We start from the raw sequence: 19089 nt of genomic DNA, 5'->3' as shown, positions 1-19089 counted from the left end.
CATTCCGACCGGGAAAGGACTGCCTTTGGCGGCGTGGGCCGAGCCGTCGGGCAGGCCCTCCGTGCCCGACGGCGCTCGGAGGCTGACCGCCCTTCGCGCCGGTGCCCCGGCCCTTCAGATGCGGAACTTGGCCTCGGCCTCCGTGGAGCCCGCCATGAGCTTGTTGAGCAGGCGCACGAGTTCCCGGCGCTCGTCGGGTTCCAGCGCCTCGGCCCAGGCGCTCTCGCGCCGGTTGTGCGCACGGAAACCGCCGAGGATCGCCCGGTACCCGGCCTCGGTGAGGCTGAGCTGGAGGGCGCGCCGGTCGTGGGCGGCGCGCTCGCGCACGATGAGCCCGTCGCGTTCGAGGGTGTTGAGCAGCGCGGACAGCGCGGCCCTGCTCATCCCCGAGATCTCGGCGGTGGTCTTGGCCTCCATGGGCCCGGCCAGCCACAGCGCGAAGATGACCCGGAACCCGGGCCAGGTGAGACCGCGCGGGCGGTGCACCGACGACTCCAGGTCGTAGATGACCATGCTCGTCGCCCGGTTGAGGGTCAGGACCATCCGCATGGCGTCGGCGTTCACGGAGGGAAGTTCCTGCTCGGCCTTCCGCACCGCGTAGTCCACGAAGGACCAGAAGGTGAGTTCGGGGGCGGTGTCGTGGGTCACGCCGGTCAGCCTAGTGCCTGATCCCCCGGCGGGCCGGTCGCGTCCGGCCCCGCGCGTCCGCGCCGGTCGGCGGACCACCGCCTCCGGTCCCGGCGCGCGGCGGGCGGCACGGCACGCGTCGGCACCGGTCGAAGCCGCCGCGCGCGCCGCGCACCCCCGTCACGACCGCGGGCGCGAACCGCCGGTCGGCAGGTCGGCGGGCACGCCAGCCCCCCGCCGTATCATGTGATCTGTATCACTCAGTAGCGGGCTCCAGGCCTCTTGGTCCTGTGGCGCGGAGCACGTTATGGTCAAGATCATCAAACCTTTGATCAATTGGGCGGCGGCAGCCGTCCGGAGCGAGTGAAGGGCCCCGACCATGGCAGCCAAGCCGTTCGCCTCATCCGCCGACACCGAGGCCAAGGAGCAGACCCTGGAGGTCCTGGCCGACGGCGTCTACGCCCTCACCGCCGAGGGCGACCCGAACGTGGGCGCCATCGAGGGCGAGGACTTCCTCGTGGCCTTTGAGGCCCTGGCCACGCCCGCCGCCGCGGGGGAGTGGCTCGCCAAGCTGCGCGAGCACACCGACAAGCCGATCCGCTACCTGGTGCTCTCGCACTACCACGCGGTCCGCGTCCTGGGCGCCAGCGCCTTCGACGCCGAGATCATCCTGACCCACGAGAAGACCCGCGAACTCATCCGCGAGCGCGGCGAGGAGGACTGGGCCAGCGAGTTCGCCCGCATGCCGCGCCTGGCCAAGGACGCCGACTCCGTGCCCGGGCTGACCTGGCCCACCCAGACCTTCGCCGACCGCACCACCATCGACCTGGGCGGCGACCGCGGCGAGCTGGTCCTCCAGTACTTCGGCCGCGGCCACACCGAGGGCGACATCGTCGCCTGGCTGCCCAAGCAGAGGATCCTCTTCGCCGGCGACCTCGTCGAGGCCCAGGCCGCCCTCTACACCGGCGACGCCTTCCACCACGACTGGGCCGGGGCCACCCTGGACGGCGTCAAGGCCCTGGAGGCCGAGATGCTCGTCGGCGGACGCGGCGCGGTCAGCCGCGGCCGCGAGGAGGTCGACGCCGCCATCGAGCAGACCCGCGGCTTCCTCGACGTCATGATCCGCGAGGTCGGCGCCGTCCACGGGCGCGGCGGCACCCTCAAGGAGGCCTTCGAGGCCACCCACGCCGCCCTCGTCGGCGACTACGGCCACTGGCCCATCTTCGAGCACTGCCTGCCCTTCGACGTCTCCCGCCTGTGGGACGAGTTCTCCGGCATCGAGCGCCCGGTCATCTGGACCGCCGAGCGCGACCGCGAGGTCTGGGACCAGCTCCAGGGCTGACCCGCCGCCCCGCCCACCGACTCCCGATCCCTTCCGCGCCCGTACGGGGCGCCCACGCCGAACGGAGCCACCAGATGCGACCCCCCGCTCCACGCACCCCCGCGGACACCGCCGCCGATCCCGTCCTGGTGCTCGGCGCGGGCCCGGTCGGCCAGACCGCGGCCCTGCTGCTGGCCCGGCGGGGCGTCCCCGTACTGCTCATGGACGCACGGCCCGAACGCGACGCCGTCGGCTCCAAGGCCATCTGCCAGCAGCGCGACGTGCTCGACGTCTGGGACTGGCTGGGCGCCGGACGGGTCGCGGAGGAGGGGCTGACCTGGGACACCGCCCGCACCTTCTACCGCGACAGCGAGCTGTTCAGCGTCCGCCTCCCCGACCCGGGAGCCTCGCCCCTGCCGCCGTTCGTCAACATCTCCCAGTCCCGCACCGAACAGGTCCTCGACGAGCGCCTGGCCGCCGCCGGGGTGCGCACCCTGTGGAACCACCGGGTCACCGGCGTCTCCCAGGACGCGCGCGGCGTCACCGTCGAGTGCCGCACGCCGGACGGCCCCGTCCGCCTGCGCGGCTCCCACGCCCTGTCGTGCCTGGGCGCCCACGGCGGGGTGGTCCGCGAGGCCCTGGGCCTGTCCTTCGACGGCACCACCTTCGACGACCGCTTCCTCATCTGCGACATCCGCGCCGACCTGGCCGGATGGGAGCGCGAACGCCGCTTCTACTTCGACCCCGAGTGGAACCCCGGGCGCCAAGTGCTCATCCACCCCTGCCCCGGCTCGGTGTACCGCATCGACTGGCAGGTCCCCTCCGACTTCGACCTCGACGCCGAGGAGGCCAGCGGCCGACTGGAGGCCCGCATCCGCCAGATCATCGGCGAGCGGCCCTACGAGATCGTCTGGCAATCGGTCTACCGGTTCCACACCCGCGTGGCCGAGCGCATGCGCGCGGGCCGAGTCCTGCTGCTCGGCGACAACGCCCACCTGGTCGCCCCCTTCGGCGCACGCGGCCTCAACTCCGGGGTCCAGGACGCCGAGAACGCCGCCTGGAAGCTCGCCTACGTCCTGGCCGGATGGGCGGGCGAGGAACTCCTGGAGAGCTACCACGCCGAGCGCCACGCCGCCGCCCTGGAGAACGCCGACGTCACCAGCGCCACCATGCGCTTCCTCGTCCCCCAGGACGAGGAGGAGCACCGCGTCCGCCTGACCGTGCTCGAAGCGGCCCTCACCGAGGAGGCGGCCCGCGCCCGCGTCGACTCCGGACGCCTGGCCGAACCCTTCTGGTACACCGACTCGTCCCTGACCACCCCCTGCCCCGAACGGCCCTTCGGCGGCAGGCCCCCGCGCGGCCGGGCCCCCGCCCCCTGCCCCGGGGTGGTCCTGCCCGACGCCCCCGTGGACCTGCCCGGCGACGACGCCCCCGCGCGCCTGCGCCCCCTGCTGCGCGAGGGCCTGACCCTGCTGGTGGGCGCCGCTCCCGAAGGCGCCGACCCCGACGCGTTCCTGGAGGGCGTGCGCGCCGCCGCGCGCGGGGCCACCCCGGCGCCCGTCACCGCCCTGTACCTGGACCGGATCGACACCACCGGCGCGCTGACCAGGGCACTGGCGCCCGAACCCGGACAGGTGTGGCTGGTGCGCCCCGACGCCCACGTCGCCGCCGTCGTCGCGGGCGCCGACCCCGACGCCGTGCGCGCGGCCGTGCGCACCGCGCTGGGGCTGGCCCCGGCCCCGGCGGTGCCCGCCTCGACGGACGGCGCGAGCGGTCCGGCCGCCGACAGCACTTGCGACCCCGGGGCCTCCGCCGCCGCGGACCGCCCCGCAGGAACCGTGCCCGACCCGCGCGGCGACGAGCCCGCGCCGACCGCCTGACCCGGACCCACTCCACACGGAAGGGACGACACCGCCATGGCCTACTACCGCCAGGTCGGCGAGGTGCCCCGCACCCGCCACACCCAGCACCGCACCCCCGAGGGCGGGCTGTACTACGAGGAGCTGATGGGGGAGGAGGGCTTCTCCGCCGACTCCTCGCTGCTCTACCACCGCGCCATCCCCTCGGCCATCGTCGACGCCGCCGAGTGGGAGGTCCCCGACCAGTCCCGCACCCGCAACGCCCCGATGGTGCCGCGCCACCTCAAACTGCACGAGCTGTTCTCCGACCAGGAGTGGAAGGCCGCCGACGTCGTCGAGTCGCGCCGCCTGGTCCTGGGCAACGACGACGTGCGCATCTCCTACGTGGTCGCCGGGGCGCCCTCGGAGCTGTACCGCAACGGCATCGGCGACGAGTGCGTGTACGTGGAGTCGGGCACCGCCCGCGTGGAGACCGTCTTCGGCCTGCTGGAGGTCGGCCGGGGCGACTACGTCGTCCTGCCGCGCGCCACCACACACCGCTGGGTGCCCACCGGCGAGCAGCCCCTGCGCGCCTACGTGGTGGAGGCCAACAGCCACATCGCCCCGCCCAAGCGCTACCTGTCCCGCTACGGGCAGTTCCTGGAGCACGCCCCCTACTGCGAACGCGACCTGCGCGGCCCCTCCGAGCCGCTGCTGGCCGAGGGCGAGAACGTCGACGTGCTCATCAAGCACCGCGGCGACGGACCCGGGGGCATCTCCGGCACCCGCTACACCTACCCCACCCACCCCTTCGACGTCGTGGGCTGGGACGGGTGCCTGTACCCCTACGTCTTCAACGTCGCCGACTTCCAGCCCATCACCGGCCGCGTCCACCAGCCGCCGCCCGTGCACCAGGTGTTCGAGGGCCACAACTTCGTCATCTGCAACTTCGTGCCGCGCAAGGTGGACTACCACCCCGGCGCCATCCCGGTGCCCTACTACCACTCCAACGTGGACTCCGACGAGGTCATGTTCTACTGCGGCGGCGACTACGAGGCCCGCAAGGGATCGGGGATCGGCCAGGGCTCCATCTCCCTGCACCCCGGCGGCCACTCCCACGGCCCCCAGCCCGGCGCCTACGAGCGCAGCATCGGCGCCGAGGCCTTCGACGAACTCGCCGTCATGGTCGACACCTTCCGCCCGCTCGACCTGGGCGAGGGCGGTCTGGCCAGCGACGACGGCACCTACGCCTGGACCTGGGCCGGGGGACGGAGGGAGCGGCGGTGAGCGCCGAGCTGTACCGCGGCCTGTTCGACGACGCCGCCCTCTTCCCGCCCGGCAACGCCCCCATGGGCGGGGCGCTGCCCGCCCACCGCGCCCACCGGGCCGGGCAGCGCGCCGAGTACGTCGGCCCGTTCCTGGTCTCCGACGCGCGCGTGGGCGAACTGCGCGCCGTCCTGGCGCGTGAGGAGCCGGGCCACGGCCCGCTCGCGGTCGTGGTCACCGTCCCCGGCGGAGCCGAGGGCGTCGGCCCAGCCGTGGCGGCCGCGGGCGCCGACCCGGCGCTGCGCCTGGCCGGGGTGGAGGCCGCCGCCGCGCCCGGGACGGCCGCCGAGGTAGCCGCGCGGCTGACCGAGCACCTGCCCGAGGGGGCCGGGGGGTTCGTGGAGGTCTCCCGCCAGGGGGACGTGCCCGCCGAACTGCGGTCGTTGGCGGGCACCGGCCACAGCGCCAAGTTCCGCACCGGGGGGCTCACCCCCGAGGCCCATCCCGGCGAGGAGGAGCTGGCCGAGTTCCTGCACGCGGCCGTGGGACTGGGCGTGCCCTTCAAGTGCACGGCCGGGCTCCACCACGCCGTCCGCCACACCACCGCCGAGGGCTTCGAGCAGCACGGTTTCCTCAACGTGCTGCTGGCCACGGCCGCCCTGCTCGACGGGTCCTCCGAGCGGGAGGCCGCCCTCGTGCTGGCCGACCGCGACGGCCCGCGCCTGGCGGCCCTGGCCGCCAAGCTCACCGACGACGAGGCGCGGCGGGTGCGCGGCCGGTTCCGCTCCTTCGGCACGTGCAGCGTCACCGAACCCCTGGAGGACCTGGTCGTGCTCGGGGCGCTGCCCGCCTCCCGCGCCCGCTGAAACGTCCGGTCCCGGGGCAGGCCCGCCCCAGGGCCCGGCCCGCTCCCAGGGGCCGCCCGCTTCGGAAGCCCGCCCGCTCCGAGGGCCGGGCCGCTCCGAGGGCCGGGCTGCTCCGAGGGCCGGGCCGCTCCGAGAACCCGTCCATGTGAAGAGCCCCCCGCTTCGAGAAACCGTCCACTCCAAGAAAGCGAACGCCATGCCCGAAAGCTGGCTCGACCTCGCCCCGGACGCGCAGTTCGGCCTGGCCACCCTGCCCTACGGCGTGTTCGGCACCGCCGACGACCCCGCGCCTCGCACCGGTGTGGCCGTCGGTGACCACGTCCTCGACCTGGGGGCCGCGGCCCGCGCCCTGGACGCGCCCTTCGCCGACGCCGTCGACCGGCCCAGCCTGGACGCCCTGCTGGCCGCCGGACGGCCGGTGTGGGACCAGGTGCGCGCCGCGCTCACCGACTGGTTCACCGACCCCGCGCGCGCCGGGGCCGTGCGCCCGCACCTGGTGGACCGGGCGTCCGTGCGCATGCACTTGCCCTTCACCGTCGCCGACTACGTGGACTTCTACGCCTCCGAGCACCACGCCAGCAACGTCGGCCGCATGTTCCGCCCCGACCAGGAGCCCCTCACCCCCAACTGGAAGCACCTGCCCATCGGCTACCACGGGCGTTCGGGCACCATCGTGGTCTCGGGGACCGACATCGTGCGCCCCACCGGCCAGCGCAAGCCGCCGACCGAGCCCGTTCCCGTCTTCGGGCCCTCGCTCCGCCTGGACATCGAGGCCGAGGTGGGCTTCGTCGTCGGGACCGGAACCGAGATGGGCGAGCGCGTGGGGGTGGACGACTTCGCCGACCACGTGTTCGGGGTGTTCCTGCTCAACGACTGGTCCTCGCGCGACCTCCAGGCCTGGGAGTACGTGCCGCTGGGGCCGTTCCTGGGCAAGTCGTTCGCCACGTCGGTGTCGCCGTGGATCGTGCCGCTGGCCGCGCTGGAGTCCGCGCGCGTGGAGCAGCCCGCCCAGGACCCCGAGCCGCTGCCCTACCTCCGGGGCGACGGCGGGCCCTGGGGCCTGGACCTGCGCCTGGAGGTGCGGCTGAACGGGCACCTGGTCTCCACGCCGCCGTTCTCGCAGATGTACTGGACGGCGGCCCAGCAGCTCGCGCACATGACCGTCAACGGGGCCTCCCTGCGCACCGGGGACGTGTACGCCTCCGGCACGGTCAGCGGCCCCGAGCGCGGGCAGCGGGGCTGCCTGCTGGAGCTGACCTGGAGCGGGAAGGAGCCGCTGAGCCTGCCCGACGGCACCGAGCGCACCTTCCTGGAGGACGGCGACGAGGTGACCATCACCGCCACCGCCCCGGGCCCGGATGGAACGGTCGTGCACTTCGGTGAGGTGACCGGCAGGGTTCTCCCCGCGCGGTAGTCGCGAGGATCGGCGGTTTTCGGGCCCGGTCGCGCTTCGCCACAGGCGGAACGCGACCGGGCCCCTGCCGTGTCGGGTGCCTGTCCGGTAGCACGTCACCGGCCTTCCAGGGAGCCGGAATCGGTGGTGACTGGTTTCGGCACACACGTCGCAGGGGGCCTGTGGGGTTCGCGGTGGGGGCAGTGCCCATGTCGGCCCTGTTCCCACCCCCACAGGACCGTGTGCCGGGCACCGCCTCGGGTTCCCCGACTGGCGAGGCGGCGGTCGTTTCGCGCGGTCGTGAGGCCGCGTGGGTCCTTCACCACGGCTCAGACGTCGGGCAGGGCGGGATCGTCCGGTTGGTTGAGGAGGGTGGCGATGTGTTCTTTGGGGTAGCGGCGTGCTCCGCCGGGGGTGCGGAAGGGTTTGAGGACGTTGTCCCATTCGCCTCGGTGGAGGCTGCGGGGTCGGATGTTGAAGAGGGCGGCGACTTCGCTGGGGGTGAGGACGTCGGGGCGGCCGTCGAGGAGGTAGCTGTAGTCGGGCATGAGGGGCTTTCCGTGTCCGGTGTTGTGTGAGTGGTCGATCGGGTGGGGTGGCCCCGCCTGCCCGGGGAAGGAGGAGGCGGGGCTTCGGGCCGGTGTTCTTCGCGTCGGCCCGTCCGCACCGGCCCGGGGGACAGATCGGGTGGTGCGGTGTCTGGAAGGGCTGGTTTGCCGGGGAAGCGGGTTACCAGGGGAAGACGGCGCGGACGGTGATCGCGCCGCAGGAGTGCTGTTTCCAGTCCCAGTAGGAGCACAGGGCTTCGACCAGGCGTAGGCCGTTGCCGCTGGGGCACAGGGGTTCGGGGTCGGGCACGGCCGGGAAGCTGGGTTGTTCGCCGGGGCGGGGGCCGTTGTCGGTGACGCGGAGTTCGATGTGGCGCGGGGTGCGTTCGATCTCCACGCGGATGCTGCCGCCGGGGAGCCCGGACGCTGAGTGGCGCAGGGTGTTCGTGACCAGCTCGGAGACGGTGACGCTGACGGGTTCGGCCAGGCTGGGGCGGGAGCGGGTGGCTTGGGCGGCCCAGCGGCGGGCGATCTTGACGTGGCCGAGTTCGGGGCCGAGCAGAATGCCTGATTTGGTGGCGGTTCCGCACAGTCGGCGTGGAAGTGGAAGGGGTGGAGCGGTAGACTTCATTGGTCTCACCTCGTGTCTTTGCGGGACAGGTGGGGCACCTTGCCTCGGCGACCGCTCTCTACTTCGGTCTCCGAGGCTTTTGCGTGGGGCCGTCCCTGGTTTCTGGCTTAGCGAAGGGGGCGGCCCTCGCTGCTGTCACAAGGGAACACCATCGAGGAAGGTGCCAGAAAGTTTTTTCTGGAAAGCTGAAGATTCTTGAGATCTAAATGCGGACTCTTGAGGCTTCCTGAGGGTTCGCTTACAGTAGTCATGTGTCGAAAGATAAAAACCCCTCAGATGTCCGTTTTGGTGCAGCTCTAATGCGACTGCGCAAGAAGCGCGGGCGAACGCAGGCGTGGCTTGCTGACCAGCTCGGGTGCAGTGACGGGCACATTGGGAACGTTGAAAACGGACAATGCCCGCTTCATGCTGCGCGAGTTGACAAAGCCGACGAAGCTCTCGAAGCGGGCGGCGTCCTCGCACGGCAGTACGCTGAGCTTTACCAGCCGGAGACCATCGACTGGCTGGACGAGTTCCATCTGCTCCAGAAGTCGGCTCAGGTGATCCGGGAGTACCAGCCAGTGCTCTTCCCCGCCCCTCTGCAAACGCCGGGGTATGCGCGCGCAGTCATAAAATCGAGTGCTCCATGGTTCACCGCAAAAACAGTGGATGAGCGAGTTGCGTTGCGTGAGTCCCAAGGAAAAGCAGTCCTTGAAGGGGAAGCTCCGCATTACCACATAGTCCTTGACTATGCTGTGGTGATCCGCCCTGTGGCTGCCCCGGAGGTAATGGCGCACCAATTTACCAGCGTCGTGAAACTCATGGAGTCCGCTCGGATCATGCTCCAGGTGTTCGACTGGGACGCGCTTCCCCAGCTCGGCCTGGGTGGACCCTTTTCACTCCTGTCTAGCATGAACGCTCCGGATGTGCTCTACGCCGAATCGTTGTACCTGGGCCAGACCACAGACGACCCCGGCCGAGTACGCCAGTATGGGATGCTGTTTAGTGAGTTGCAGGCCAGGGCCCGGTCGCCGGGCGCGACGGTCGACCTGCTAAGGAAGAAGGCTGAGGAATTCCGATGACGGAGTGGCATAAGTCCTCCTACAGCACTGCTGCGGAGAACTGTGTGGAGGCCCGTGAGGGCGCTGTCGGTGCGGAGGTTCGTGACACCCAGAACCGTCACCAAGGGCATCTGACATTTACTCGACAGGAGTGGGCTGCTGTTCTCGCTGTCACGAAGGGATGAGCTGTGAGGTCTGACTGGTACAAGTCCAGCTACAGCTCCACTGGCGGGAACTGTGTGGAGGCCCGTAAGAGTGCTGTCGGTGCGGAGGTCCGCGACACCCAGAACCGGGACCTGGGCTACCTGTCGGCCCCGGCGCCCGAGTGGACCGCCCTGCTCGCAGCGGTGCGCGTCCAGTAGCAGCACAGCGTGAACCGGCCCCGCCCAGGCGTAGTGGGCGGGGCCGGTTTCATGCTCACACGCAGCAGAAGCTATCGCGTTGTCGCCATGCTGCCCATAGGCCGAAAGGCCCGGCCGGGACGTCAGCCCACAGCCGGAGTCCTCCTCACCGTTACGCCGGACTGGACCCGGCCCGGTGATCGGCCCACACTTCAGCCGCCTCAGCCATCGCACCCAACCACTTCTCGCCCGCGCGCAGTTCAGCGAACCATCGGTTCAGCGGTGCGTTCGCTCGGGCGACAGCCCCCAGACTCTCCGCGCTGGAACTCTCCCACGCGACCATCTTGGACACCCACGACTCCGCGGACTCCGGAGAGTGTCCAGAAGACACCAACTGCACCGCGAGGCACGTTGGCATGGCCGCCGGGTTGGCGCGGGTAGGTCACTCCCAGTTCACCAACCAGGCACCCTCCGCGCCGATGAGGAAGTTGTGGCCGTGGATGTCGGTGTGCGTCAGCGCGTCGCCCCTCAGGAGCTCCTTCTCCGCGTCGGTGTCGAAAGGGAGGGTGGACGTGCGCTCGGCTCTGGTGCCCCTCGTCATCTCAGACCGTTACCGAGCACGCGAGCGCTGCGGAACGTACCGAGGATCCCCATCTGTGACGGATCGTAGGGATGTGCCTGGTGGCCCGCTCGCGTAGCCGAGATCTCGGCCTCTGCTGCGGCGGACGCGCTCTCCGCACTAGCGGCCAGACGCAACTGCAGCTGGGCGCGGGTGTGCTCGAACTTCGACCTGCGCGGGTCGTCGGGGTGGGCCACCGCCAGCGCGCGCTCGGTCAGGGCCAAGGCCTCGGTGATCCCGTCCGGGCCCTCAGCGCCTTGGCCGAGGAACTCCGCCACCTGCACCAGCCGAACCGGCAGATGCGGACTGTTGGCGTCGGTCATCCCCAGGGCCTCGCGGGCCAGGCGCAGGGCCCCGGCCAACTCCGTGGGATCGGTGTTCGGATCCCGCGCGAACGCGGTTGCCCACCGGGCACCCAGGGTCCCGGCGAGTTGCTGACGGAACGTCGCGGCGTCGGGGTCCCCGCTCCCGCCCAGACGGATCGCCTCCTCCAGATGGTGGCAGCTGCCCTCCGCGTCGGCCGGGTCCTCGCCGTCCAGGTAGCGCATACCCAGGGCCAACCCCAGGACGTAGTGCGGCCAGGGGTCTGCCTCCCGGGCCCGTTCCAGGGCACGGGCCCTCTCCACCACCCCGTCGAGGCCCCCGCGGGAGACGTTGGGCAGGAGGATCTCGTCAAGGATTTCGGCGCGAACACGAGCGGGGTCTGACATCCTGTCCCCAGGGGGTCGTCGGGCACAAAGTGCCCATGCTACCGGGTGACGAGGATCACTCGTCATAGGGTGTTCCCGGGCCATGAGTACGCGGAATGGAGACGGTGTGTCCACCCCCTCACAGCAACTCCCCCTCCTCAACCAGGCCGTGGCGACCTGGTTTCGCATGGAGACCCTGATCGGCACGCCCCTCGGAGAGCAGGCGTGGCGGGAACACTGGGAACTGGTGCTGCGGCTGCGCAGGTCCTACGTCCTCTTCTGCCTGGGCACCGGGCTGTTCACCGCGGGGATCGCCGCCGTGTCGGTGACCCTGCTGGGCCTGGTATGGCAGCAGGGCGGGGATTTTCCCCTGTCCGTCCTACCCTTCGTGTTCACCCCGGTGATTCTGGGGCCGATGTGGAAGCGCAGGACGGCAGTGACGGTCGCCCCGTTCCTGGGCCAGCGCCGACACGTGTGGCCCCGCTGGCTGTTCGGACTGGTCTTCCCCGTCGTCCTCATCCTCGGAGTGTTCGTGCCCTGGAGCCCCGCGTGGGCGGTCCTGGCGGGGCTCCTGTGCTCCGCGCCCTGGTGGCTGAGCGCGACCCTGGAACAGCGGAGGCCCGCTCCGTCCTACCCGACCGAGTGGCTCGGCCCCTGACGTCAGACCCGAGCCAGACGTGGTTTCCGTACCACCGCCTCAGGGCACATGGTGCCGTATGGCTGACAGCGGCCCCCTCCAATCGCCGGCCCCCTCACCCCGGAGACCGCGTCTGCGTGACCGCGTCCTCTCCGTGACACCGGTGCTGGTGGTGTTCGTCCTGGTCGCGACCCTGGGGGTACGGTTCACCCGACCCGACATGGAGCAGTACCCCGACTACTCGGAACGGGCCCGGGCGGAGGTCACCCATGTGCGGGTGATACCCGGATCCGGCCAGGCGGGGATGGGGGCGCAGGACACCTTGGTGCCAGAGGTCGTCTACACGGTCCAAGGTGTGACCCACACCGCCGAAGTGGCCGGGAGACTGCCCGAAGAATCGTCCGAGGGGGACGTGCTGACCGTCGCCTACGACCCCAGCTCCCCTGGGGAACCGGCGTCCCTGATCCTCGCGGCGGATCCCGCGCACAAGCGGCCACGGCTGTTCATCGCCCTGTTCCTCGGCTGGATCGTCTCGGTCGGTCTGGTGGCCCTCGGCGTCGTCGTCTGGCGCAACCCCTATGAGTGGACCCCCGTTCCGGGACGGGGCGGGGGTTGAGCACGGATCTGTTGGTTTCGTGCCGGAGGGTTCCACACCGTCGGGTGCGGGGCCTCGGTCTTGGGCTACCGGAGCCGCTTCAGTTCGCACCCCCCGGCAGCAGACATGTGTGGGACCCATCGGCCTGACCGCCCGAAGGGGCTGGGTGCTGGAGTTCGATCAGGCACCGCCGAGTAGTAGGAGGTCGCCACCAACGCACCGGGCCTCTGGAGCAGCTCCCACCAGGAGTCGGAGACGTGGAGCAGGTTCGAGTGCACCTCGACGCGCACTCCGGCCGTGAGAACTCGGTGAGCGATGTCCAGAGCGTCCGGGTGCAGGGTCGGTTCACCGCCGATGAGCTGGACGAGTTCCGTTCCGTTCGCGGCAGCTCGGTCCACGCTGGCCATCTGACGGAAGAAACCGCCCCATCCTGAAAACCGGCAAGCAGACGACCGTCAGCGGACCCGAGCCGGTCCGGCAGGCTGCCGACCGGCGGCGGACTTCCTGGATTGCAACCAGATGACGACCCCGACCACGAGCGCCCCGGCGGCGAGCAGGCCGCCCGCGAGGTTGGGGCTGCTGTCACCGAGCCCCGCGCTGATGACGTAGCCGCCCAGCCAGGCGCCGATGGCGTTGCCGAGGTTGAACATGCCGATGTTCATCGAGGAAGCGAGGTTCGGGGCACCAGCGCGTTCGGCCCGCTCCATCACCAGACGCTGGATCGGGGAGACCGTGGCGAACCCGGCGGCGGCCATGAGGAACACCGCCGCGAACGTGACCACGACGCTTCCCGCGGCGAGCCAGAACACGAGCAGCGTGACCGTGAGCAGGGCCAGGCTGCCCAGCAGCAGACCCATGAGATTCCTGTCGGCCAGCCGTCCCCCCACGATGTTGCCGATGAACAGCCCGAGTCCGAAGACGAGCATGTAGGCCGTGACCCAGCTCTCCGGGGTGCCGGTCGCGTTCATGGTGATCGGGGCGACGTAGGTGATGGAGGTGAAGAACCCCGCCGGTCCGAGGATGGTGATCAGCATCGCGAGCAGCAGTTGCGGATTGGCGAAGGCGCGTACCTCCGCGGCGAGGTCGAACGACTCGTCGGTGTCGCTCGCCGGGATGCAGGCGAGGATGCCGACCAGGACGATCAGGCCGATCGCCGAGATCCCCAGGAACGAGGTCCGCCAGGAGAACTCCGTGGAGACCCATGTGGCGACCGGGGTGCCGATGAGCGTGGCCAGGGTCAGACCGGAGAACATGAACGCGATCGCGCTGGTCCTCCTGTGCGCGGGAACCGCGCGCGAGGCGATGATCGAGCCGATGCCGATGAAGGCCGCGTGGGTCAGCGAGGAGACCACTCTGCCCAGGAGCGTCAGCGCGAAGGACGGGGCGAATGCGGTCAGCAGGTTCCCGACTACGAACAGCGCCATGAGGACGAGCAGGAACCTCTTCTTCTCGAACCGCTGCCCAAGCAGGACCAGGACCGGGGCGCCGAGGAAGACGCCGAGGGCGTAGGCCGTCGCGGCCCAGCCCGCGGTGGTGACCGAGATTCCGAATTCGGTGGCGATTCCGGGCATCAGGCCGGAGATCGCAAACTCCGTGGTGCCGATTCCGAAGGCACCGGCGGCCAGGGTCAGCAGCGCCAACCGGGTGCGTGGGGCGTTGTCTCGCGAAAGCATGCCCACCAGCCTGACCAGCCCGGGACGCGGCAGCCAGACACCCGTTGAGCGTCCACCCGGGGTTCCTACCACTGACAGGGTCATGCTCGCGCAGGTCAGGATGCCTACCCTGGTGTGTATGACACCTTCGGCGAGCACACCATCGGGAAACCTGGGCGAGTTCCTGCGCTCACGCCGCGCCGCCCTGGACCCCGAACGGACCGATGTCGTCAGCTGGGGCCGACGCCGCAGGGTTCCCGGGCTGCGACGCGAGGAAGTCGCCCAGTTGGCCGGGGTCAGCGTCGCCTACTACACACGGTTGGAACAGGGACAGGCGCGCAACGCCTCCACCGAGGTCCTCCTCGCCCTGGCTCGGGCGCTACAGCTGACGCCGACCGAGACGGAGCACCTGCTCGACCTGGCCAAACCCTCGCCGCTGCGCCCCGCGCCCAGGACCCGGCCCGAGCGGCCGCACCCCCGGGCGCTGGCGACGCTGGAGGCCATGTCCGACCAGGCCGCCGTGCTCCTGGGGCGACGCAACGACGTGCTGGCCTGGACCCGGACGGGCCATGCCCTGTTGGCCCCGCACCTGCCGTTCGAGAGCACCGCCGACCCCGCGACACGGCCGTCCATGCCGAGGCTGCTGTTCCTGGACCCGCAGGTGCGGGACTCCTACGCGGACTGGAGGACCGAGGCGTGCACGAACGTCGCCTACCTGCGGCGGATCAGCGGCAAGTACCTCGACGACACCCGCCTGGCCGAACTCGTGGGAGAGCTCAGCATGAAGGACACCGAGTTCGCCTCCCTCTGGGCGTCCGGCCGCGTGGGGGAGTGCGTCGGCGGCACCAAGCGCTTCCGTCATCCCCTGGTCGGTGAGCTGAGCACGGAGTTCCAGATCTGGCTGCAGGCCGACAGCCCCGACCACCGCCTGAAGGTCTACACCCCGGCCGACCAGATGTCGGCCGACGCTATGGCCCTGCTCGGAACCCTCACACACGACCCGGGTGCGGGCGGCGGTCCTGCCGTCGCGGCCAGCACCGGCGACAGGGCTCCGGCACGGACGTCCTCGTAGTACCGGAGGAACTGACCGGCACCCGAGGGGACCGTCCCGCTCGCGGCGGTGCGCGTCCGGCAGCGGTACGGCGCGAACCGGCCCCGCCCGGGCGTGGTGGGCGGGGCCGGTCTTACCTCAGGCGGCTCCGGATCAGGGCTGGTCGCCGGTGTAGCGGTAGATGTTGTTGTTGGCGTTGACGCCCCAGACGGTTCCGTCGGCGGCGGCGCTGATGTCGACCAGTCCTCCGGGGATGTTGACCCAGGGGTTGGCGTCGTCGTTGGTGTAGCGGTAGATCGATCCGCTCGCGTTGACACCCCACATGTTGGTGCGGGAGCCCGCCGAGATCCTGGTCAGTGCTCCGGAGATCTGCTTCCAGTACGCCATGTCAACCTTCTCCGTCCATTCGGGGGACTGCGATGAACTGTCGGGAACACATGTGGCACAGCCGGTCCGGGGGAGACCGGTACACCTGTGGGGCGACGGTGGACGCGAAGAATTTCGACGGCTCGCGGACATCGGCCGCTCGACCTTTCCTCTTCCAGAAAGGAATTCTCTGAATGGGGCTGGTGCGACGATGTTCCGCGTCTTCTCGGTGGAGCCGTGGAATCTTCGCCTTTCCCGGTCTCGCGCGTCGCTGCCGTTGAGATGCCCGAGGGTGGGGGAGTGCAATCCCTTTGGACCCGTTTCGGCCAATGCTCGGAAAATTATTCCCACACAAAAAGATCCGTGATATGGAGATGGCAAATCCACTACAGGAGAAAAAGTATAAGATTCCCGGAATGTATTCCCGTGTGCCGACGGTGGTCCAGGGGCATGGAGCGTCCGGAGGCCGGTCGTCGTTCGGCCGACGTCGTTGCCCGCGTGGGCTGTTGCGGCGGCGGCACGGGAACTCATCGCGAAGCGGTTCCGATCAGGGTTCCCACGTGGTCGGCCTCCGGGGCCGCCTCCTCCCACATACGCACCTCACGGAACCCGTGGCCAACCAGGATCTCCTCCCACACCGTGGGCTCGTAGGCCCACCGGTACACCCACACCTCCCGGCCGTTGAACCCGCCTCCGTACATGCCCTGCACTCCGTACGACCCGGGAACCGCGGGGGCGCAGGAGAACACGAACCTTCCACCGGATTCCAGACGGTCGTGCACCAGCGGGAACAGCACGCCGGGATCGGTGAACCAGGCCGCTCCCCACACCGAGTAGACGGCGTTCCACCGCTGGCCGGTCCCCGCCGGGAACTCGACCGCGTCCGCGTGGTGGAACTCCGCGCCCAGGTGTCCCCACTGGTGGCGGGCTTGCTCCACCGACACCGGTGACACGTCCACTCCCGCGGCTTTCACCCCTCGGGAGGCCAGCGCGGCGACGGCGTTGCCCCGCCCGGGGCCCCCAGCTCCAACGCGGAGGCGGATCCCCCCAGCAGTTCGAACCCGGGACCGTGCCCCGGGTACTGGGTCCACTCCAGGGCGGTGGCCAGAGCCTCCTCCGGGTCCTGTGGGGTGACGCCCCGGGCGTAGCGGTCCCAGTAGCTCGGGACGTCCGTGGTCGGGTTGCCCATGGTCGTGGTCCTCGTGACGCGGCGTGCAGGAACCGGACCAAGGTAGTCACGCCGCGGCCGGGGCAGCAGGAGAATGGCGAAACAGACCGCCACCCGCGCAGGTGTCTACCTCGCCCGGGTCCGGCGCGGAACAGGCAGCGGTGGACCGACCCGCGGGTGCACGGGGCGTCCTGGAACGCGAAGCCGCAGCGTGCCCGGGTCGGGGTTCGCGAAGTCGGGTGTTTCCGGCCGTTTCTGCGTCTTTCCGAGGCGATCCCATGCCATGATTTTTGGGGTTCGCTGATGGGAACCGCCGACTACTGATGGGGAAGACACGTGGCTGAGCGCCAGACCGGCACGGTGAAGTGGTTCAACGACGAGAAGGGGTACGGCTTCATCACGCCGGAGTCCGGGCCCGACCTTTTCGTTCATTTCAGGGCGATCGAGGGCACCGGCTTCAAGTCGTTGCAGGAAGGCCAGACGGTCAGCTTCGAAGCTGTCCAGGGCCAGAAGGGCATGCAGGCGGACAAGGTTCAGGTGGAAGGGTAGGCAAGGCCCGCCTGAACTGAAGCGCGCGAAGCCCCCGCACCCGGTCTCCCGGGCGCGGGGGCTTCGTCGTGTGCGGCGCGAACCACCCCGGCCGGTGGTGTCGGCGGCGTCCTCATGGGCCGCCCGGTCGAGTCCGGAGCGTCGCGCCGGGTCGGGGATGGCTACCGGGCCCGGCCCTCCGGGTTCTGTTCCTTTTTCGTGCCAATCGGAAAACACAGAGCAAAACCGCTCTATGTGAATTGTGTGGCAAACCAGACAGTTCAGGATTCTGGCATGTGCGGACTTGACGGAAAATTACGCGAACCCGTGTTCGCTGCGCTAGCGTGTGCCCCGAAAAGGAAAATCCCGGCCGGTGCTACCAACACCGAACCGGGATTTGGCCGACGCCTGCGTCAACAAACGTCCGGCCGCGCCACCTGCCCAACTCGAACCAAGAAGGCGACTCGTCATGGAGTCTACCGCCCCCACTCCCCGTGCCACCACCGAACGCCGTGATTCGGGCCGGTTTTTCGGCCCGCGTCAACGCCCCCGCGGGGCAATGCACGGAATTGGTTTCATACCGGACATCTGGGTCAATGAAGCCCGCGAAGCCGGACTCTTTCCCACATCCCGCGCTTTCATCGCCGCCACGGTCATCGCCCGCGCCGCCGACCTCGACGGCCGCTGGTGCTTCCTCTGCCTGGACACCCTGGTCGGCCGGTCCGGCCACCTGCTCAGCCTCTCCGTGGCCAAGCGCGCCGTCGCGGATCTCATCGCCGCCGGGCTGCTCCGCAAACTCGACCCCGGTCAGACCCGGGCCTTCTTCGCCGAGGACATCAGGGAGCGCACCCGCTCGCCCGACCGCCTGCCGCTCGTCCTCGAACTGCTGATCCCCGCCGAGGACTTCCCCGAACCGGTCCGCGAGGAGATCAACGCCGTCCGCGCGGCACTGGGGGAGGAGCCCCTGGACGAGACCACCCGACCCGGGATCAGGAAGGCCGCGACGGTTCGAATCGACCTCGGCGACGGGTCGAATCGACCCACACACCTGTATCCCATTCACCTCTCCTCCGACGAGCGCCCCGATTCCGTCCGGAGGAGCCCAGACACAGCAGCGCGGCCCGAACCCGCGAGGCCGAGCACGTACGGACGTCCTCCACACGCGTGACACCCTCCGCACGTCCGGCCCTCGCAAGGGCACCCCCTGCTCCGGTACCTCCCCGACGCCGCCCTCAACGTCCCGCGCGCCGACCGGGCCGCCCTGACCCGCGCCCTGCTGCGCCTGCGCGACGCGGGCTTGGCCGAACAGGAACTCACCGCCCTCGTCCGGGGCGCGGAGAGGCTGCGCCGCCCCTTCCCGGCCCTGATGCTGCGCCTGCGCGGCCCGGCCGAGGCCCGCGCCTTCCTCACGGGAGTCCTGGGCCGGGGAGTCGCGCCCACGACGCCCCGGCAGGCGGGGATTCCCGCGCCCCGGAGGCCCGCCGAGGAGCACGGCCCCGACGACGGCGACCCCTTCGCCCGGCCGCCGGGGTTCGACGTGGACGCCCGGGGCACGGCGGTGCGCACCTGTCCCGACCACCCCGGTGTTCGCAACGTTCCCGGCGGCGCCTGCCGGGCGTGCGGCGGCCCCTGCCGGTCGGTGCCGGGCGAACTCCCGCGCCCACCGGCCCCGCCCCGACCACCCCAGCCGAACGGGGCGGGGGAGGGGCCGGACGTCGAGGAGCTGGCGGGGGAGGGAACCCCCGCACTCGAACCGGCCCTCACCGAACGCATCCTGGCTTCGCTCATGGGAGGCGGGTCGATCGCCGCCGACGAAGCCCCCGCACCTGGGACAACACCAGTGCACCCGCCCGCGCGTCAGGTGATCATCGACCGGATCCGCCGACGGCTCGCCGCATGAGGCCCCAGTGGCA

Annotated in this window: 22 protein-coding genes and 1 pseudogene; 15 read left to right on the top strand and 8 right to left on the bottom strand. The window is 70.5% G+C overall.

Translation table 11 applies throughout. From position 1 onward, the window contains the following. Window positions 1-114 precede the first annotated feature (114 nt). Window positions 115-648, bottom strand: a complete 534-nt coding sequence (locus KGD83_RS16825) for a MarR family winged helix-turn-helix transcriptional regulator (protein ID WP_212640101.1) — start codon at window positions 646-648, stop codon at window positions 115-117. A 358-nt stretch (window positions 649-1006) separates the two neighbouring features. On the opposite strand from KGD83_RS16825, the gene KGD83_RS16820 reads away from it, so the two are divergent. From KGD83_RS16820 to fahA, 5 genes are all read left to right on the top strand, one after another. Next, window positions 1007-1969 (top strand): MBL fold metallo-hydrolase, encoded by a 963-nt coding sequence (locus tag KGD83_RS16820; RefSeq protein ID WP_071622006.1) that lies wholly within the window; start codon window positions 1007-1009, stop codon window positions 1967-1969. A gap of 74 nt (window positions 1970-2043) precedes the next feature. Further along, entirely contained in the window at window positions 2044-3828 is a 1785-nt protein-coding gene (locus KGD83_RS16815; RefSeq protein ID WP_212640100.1) for an FAD-dependent monooxygenase, read from the top strand. Window positions 3829-3864: 36 nt separating this feature from the next. Continuing rightward, complete coding sequence (locus KGD83_RS16810) at window positions 3865-5073, top strand: homogentisate 1,2-dioxygenase (RefSeq protein WP_212640099.1); 1209 nt, start codon at window positions 3865-3867, stop codon at window positions 5071-5073. Continuing rightward, a complete protein-coding gene (locus KGD83_RS16805) occupies window positions 5070-5918 on the top strand; it encodes a hypothetical protein (RefSeq protein WP_212640098.1) in 849 nt (282 codons plus the stop codon). The genes KGD83_RS16810 and KGD83_RS16805 overlap by 4 nt, the downstream gene beginning before the upstream one ends. A gap of 196 nt (window positions 5919-6114) precedes the next feature. Further along, window positions 6115-7332 carry a fumarylacetoacetase gene (fahA, locus tag KGD83_RS16800; protein ID WP_212640097.1) on the top strand — a complete coding sequence of 406 codons (1218 nt, stop codon included), beginning with the start codon at window positions 6115-6117 and terminating at the stop codon, window positions 7330-7332. Between the two features lie 308 nt (window positions 7333-7640). On the opposite strand, the gene KGD83_RS16795 is transcribed toward fahA, so the two are convergent. Next, window positions 7641-7859 carry a hypothetical protein gene (locus tag KGD83_RS16795; RefSeq protein WP_212640096.1) on the bottom strand — a complete coding sequence of 73 codons (219 nt, stop codon included), beginning with the start codon at window positions 7857-7859 and terminating at the stop codon, window positions 7641-7643. 181 nt (window positions 7860-8040) lie between these two features. Further along, on the bottom strand, window positions 8041-8490 hold the full coding sequence (locus KGD83_RS16790; RefSeq protein ID WP_212640095.1) for an ATP-binding protein: 450 nt from the start codon (window positions 8488-8490) through the stop codon (window positions 8041-8043). Between the two features lie 251 nt (window positions 8491-8741). Between KGD83_RS16790 and KGD83_RS16785 the strand changes: the two genes are divergently transcribed. The 3 genes from KGD83_RS16785 to KGD83_RS16775 are packed head-to-tail and all read left to right on the top strand — an operon-like array spanning window position 8742 to window position 9892. After that, window positions 8742-9551 carry a helix-turn-helix domain-containing protein gene (locus KGD83_RS16785; protein WP_256448787.1) on the top strand — a complete coding sequence of 270 codons (810 nt, stop codon included), beginning with the start codon at window positions 8742-8744 and terminating at the stop codon, window positions 9549-9551. After that, window positions 9548-9715, top strand: a complete 168-nt coding sequence (locus KGD83_RS16780) for a DUF397 domain-containing protein (RefSeq protein ID WP_212640093.1) — start codon at window positions 9548-9550, stop codon at window positions 9713-9715. Before KGD83_RS16785 ends, KGD83_RS16780 begins: the two co-directional genes overlap by 4 nt. 3 nt (window positions 9716-9718) lie before the next feature. Then, window positions 9719-9892, top strand: coding sequence for a DUF397 domain-containing protein (locus KGD83_RS16775; RefSeq protein ID WP_212640092.1), 174 nt, complete (start codon window positions 9719-9721; stop codon window positions 9890-9892). Window positions 9893-10313: 421 nt separating this feature from the next. Here the strand turns inward: KGD83_RS16775 and KGD83_RS16770 are convergent, their stop codons facing one another. Continuing rightward, the gene (locus KGD83_RS16770; RefSeq protein ID WP_212640091.1) at window positions 10314-10472 is read right to left on the bottom strand and encodes a hypothetical protein; all 159 of its coding nucleotides are present in this window, start codon (window positions 10470-10472) and stop codon (window positions 10314-10316) included. Beyond that, window positions 10469-11200 carry a hypothetical protein gene (locus KGD83_RS16765; RefSeq protein ID WP_212640090.1) on the bottom strand — a complete coding sequence of 244 codons (732 nt, stop codon included), beginning with the start codon at window positions 11198-11200 and terminating at the stop codon, window positions 10469-10471. The genes KGD83_RS16770 and KGD83_RS16765 overlap by 4 nt, the downstream gene beginning before the upstream one ends. 106 nt (window positions 11201-11306) lie before the next feature. Between KGD83_RS16765 and KGD83_RS16760 the strand changes: the two genes are divergently transcribed. The 3 genes from KGD83_RS16760 (at window position 11307) to KGD83_RS16750 (ending at window position 12845) form a co-directional block, all read left to right on the top strand. Next, the gene (locus KGD83_RS16760) at window positions 11307-11837 is read left to right on the top strand and encodes a hypothetical protein (RefSeq protein WP_249351907.1); all 531 of its coding nucleotides are present in this window, start codon (window positions 11307-11309) and stop codon (window positions 11835-11837) included. Window positions 11838-11970: 133 nt separating this feature from the next. After that, window positions 11971-12432, top strand: a complete 462-nt coding sequence (locus KGD83_RS16755; protein ID WP_212640089.1) for a DUF3592 domain-containing protein — start codon at window positions 11971-11973, stop codon at window positions 12430-12432. A gap of 236 nt (window positions 12433-12668) precedes the next feature. Beyond that, the gene (locus tag KGD83_RS16750) at window positions 12669-12845 is read left to right on the top strand and encodes a hypothetical protein (protein ID WP_212640088.1); all 177 of its coding nucleotides are present in this window, start codon (window positions 12669-12671) and stop codon (window positions 12843-12845) included. A 21-nt stretch (window positions 12846-12866) separates the two neighbouring features. Here the strand turns inward: KGD83_RS16750 and KGD83_RS16745 are convergent, their stop codons facing one another. After that, window positions 12867-14084, bottom strand: coding sequence for an MFS transporter (locus tag KGD83_RS16745; RefSeq protein WP_212640087.1), 1218 nt, complete (start codon window positions 14082-14084; stop codon window positions 12867-12869). 118 nt (window positions 14085-14202) lie between these two features. On the opposite strand from KGD83_RS16745, the gene KGD83_RS16740 reads away from it, so the two are divergent. Next, window positions 14203-15135, top strand: coding sequence for an MmyB family transcriptional regulator (locus tag KGD83_RS16740; RefSeq protein WP_212640086.1), 933 nt, complete (start codon window positions 14203-14205; stop codon window positions 15133-15135). A gap of 132 nt (window positions 15136-15267) precedes the next feature. Here KGD83_RS16740 and KGD83_RS16735 read toward each other — a convergent pair whose 3' ends face one another. Together KGD83_RS16735 and KGD83_RS16730 are read right to left on the bottom strand one after the other, a co-directional pair. Next, window positions 15268-15501, bottom strand: coding sequence for a tectonin domain-containing protein (locus KGD83_RS16735; RefSeq protein WP_212640085.1), 234 nt, complete (start codon window positions 15499-15501; stop codon window positions 15268-15270). A gap of 506 nt (window positions 15502-16007) precedes the next feature. Continuing rightward, window positions 16008-16669: pseudogene (locus KGD83_RS16730) on the bottom strand (class I SAM-dependent methyltransferase). 315 nt (window positions 16670-16984) lie between these two features. Here KGD83_RS16730 and KGD83_RS16725 point away from each other — a divergent pair. The 3 genes from KGD83_RS16725 to KGD83_RS28730 all read left to right on the top strand — a co-directional run bounded on the left by KGD83_RS16725 (window position 16985) and on the right by KGD83_RS28730 (window position 19076). After that, a complete protein-coding gene (locus KGD83_RS16725; protein WP_013152914.1) occupies window positions 16985-17197 on the top strand; it encodes a cold-shock protein in 213 nt (70 codons plus the stop codon). A gap of 448 nt (window positions 17198-17645) precedes the next feature. Next, window positions 17646-18344, top strand: a complete 699-nt coding sequence (locus KGD83_RS28735) for a hypothetical protein (protein ID WP_249351906.1) — start codon at window positions 17646-17648, stop codon at window positions 18342-18344. Between the two features lie 129 nt (window positions 18345-18473). Further along, on the top strand, window positions 18474-19076 hold the full coding sequence (locus KGD83_RS28730; RefSeq protein ID WP_249351905.1) for a hypothetical protein: 603 nt from the start codon (window positions 18474-18476) through the stop codon (window positions 19074-19076). The last annotated feature ends 13 nt before the right edge of the window (window positions 19077-19089 follow it).

This window comes from Nocardiopsis akebiae (genome assembly GCF_018316795.1).
Taxonomy (GTDB): Bacteria; Actinomycetota; Actinomycetes; order Streptosporangiales; family Streptosporangiaceae; genus Nocardiopsis; species Nocardiopsis dassonvillei.
Note: the sequence above shows the minus strand (reverse complement) of the source record. Positions and strands in the feature narration are given on the sequence as shown.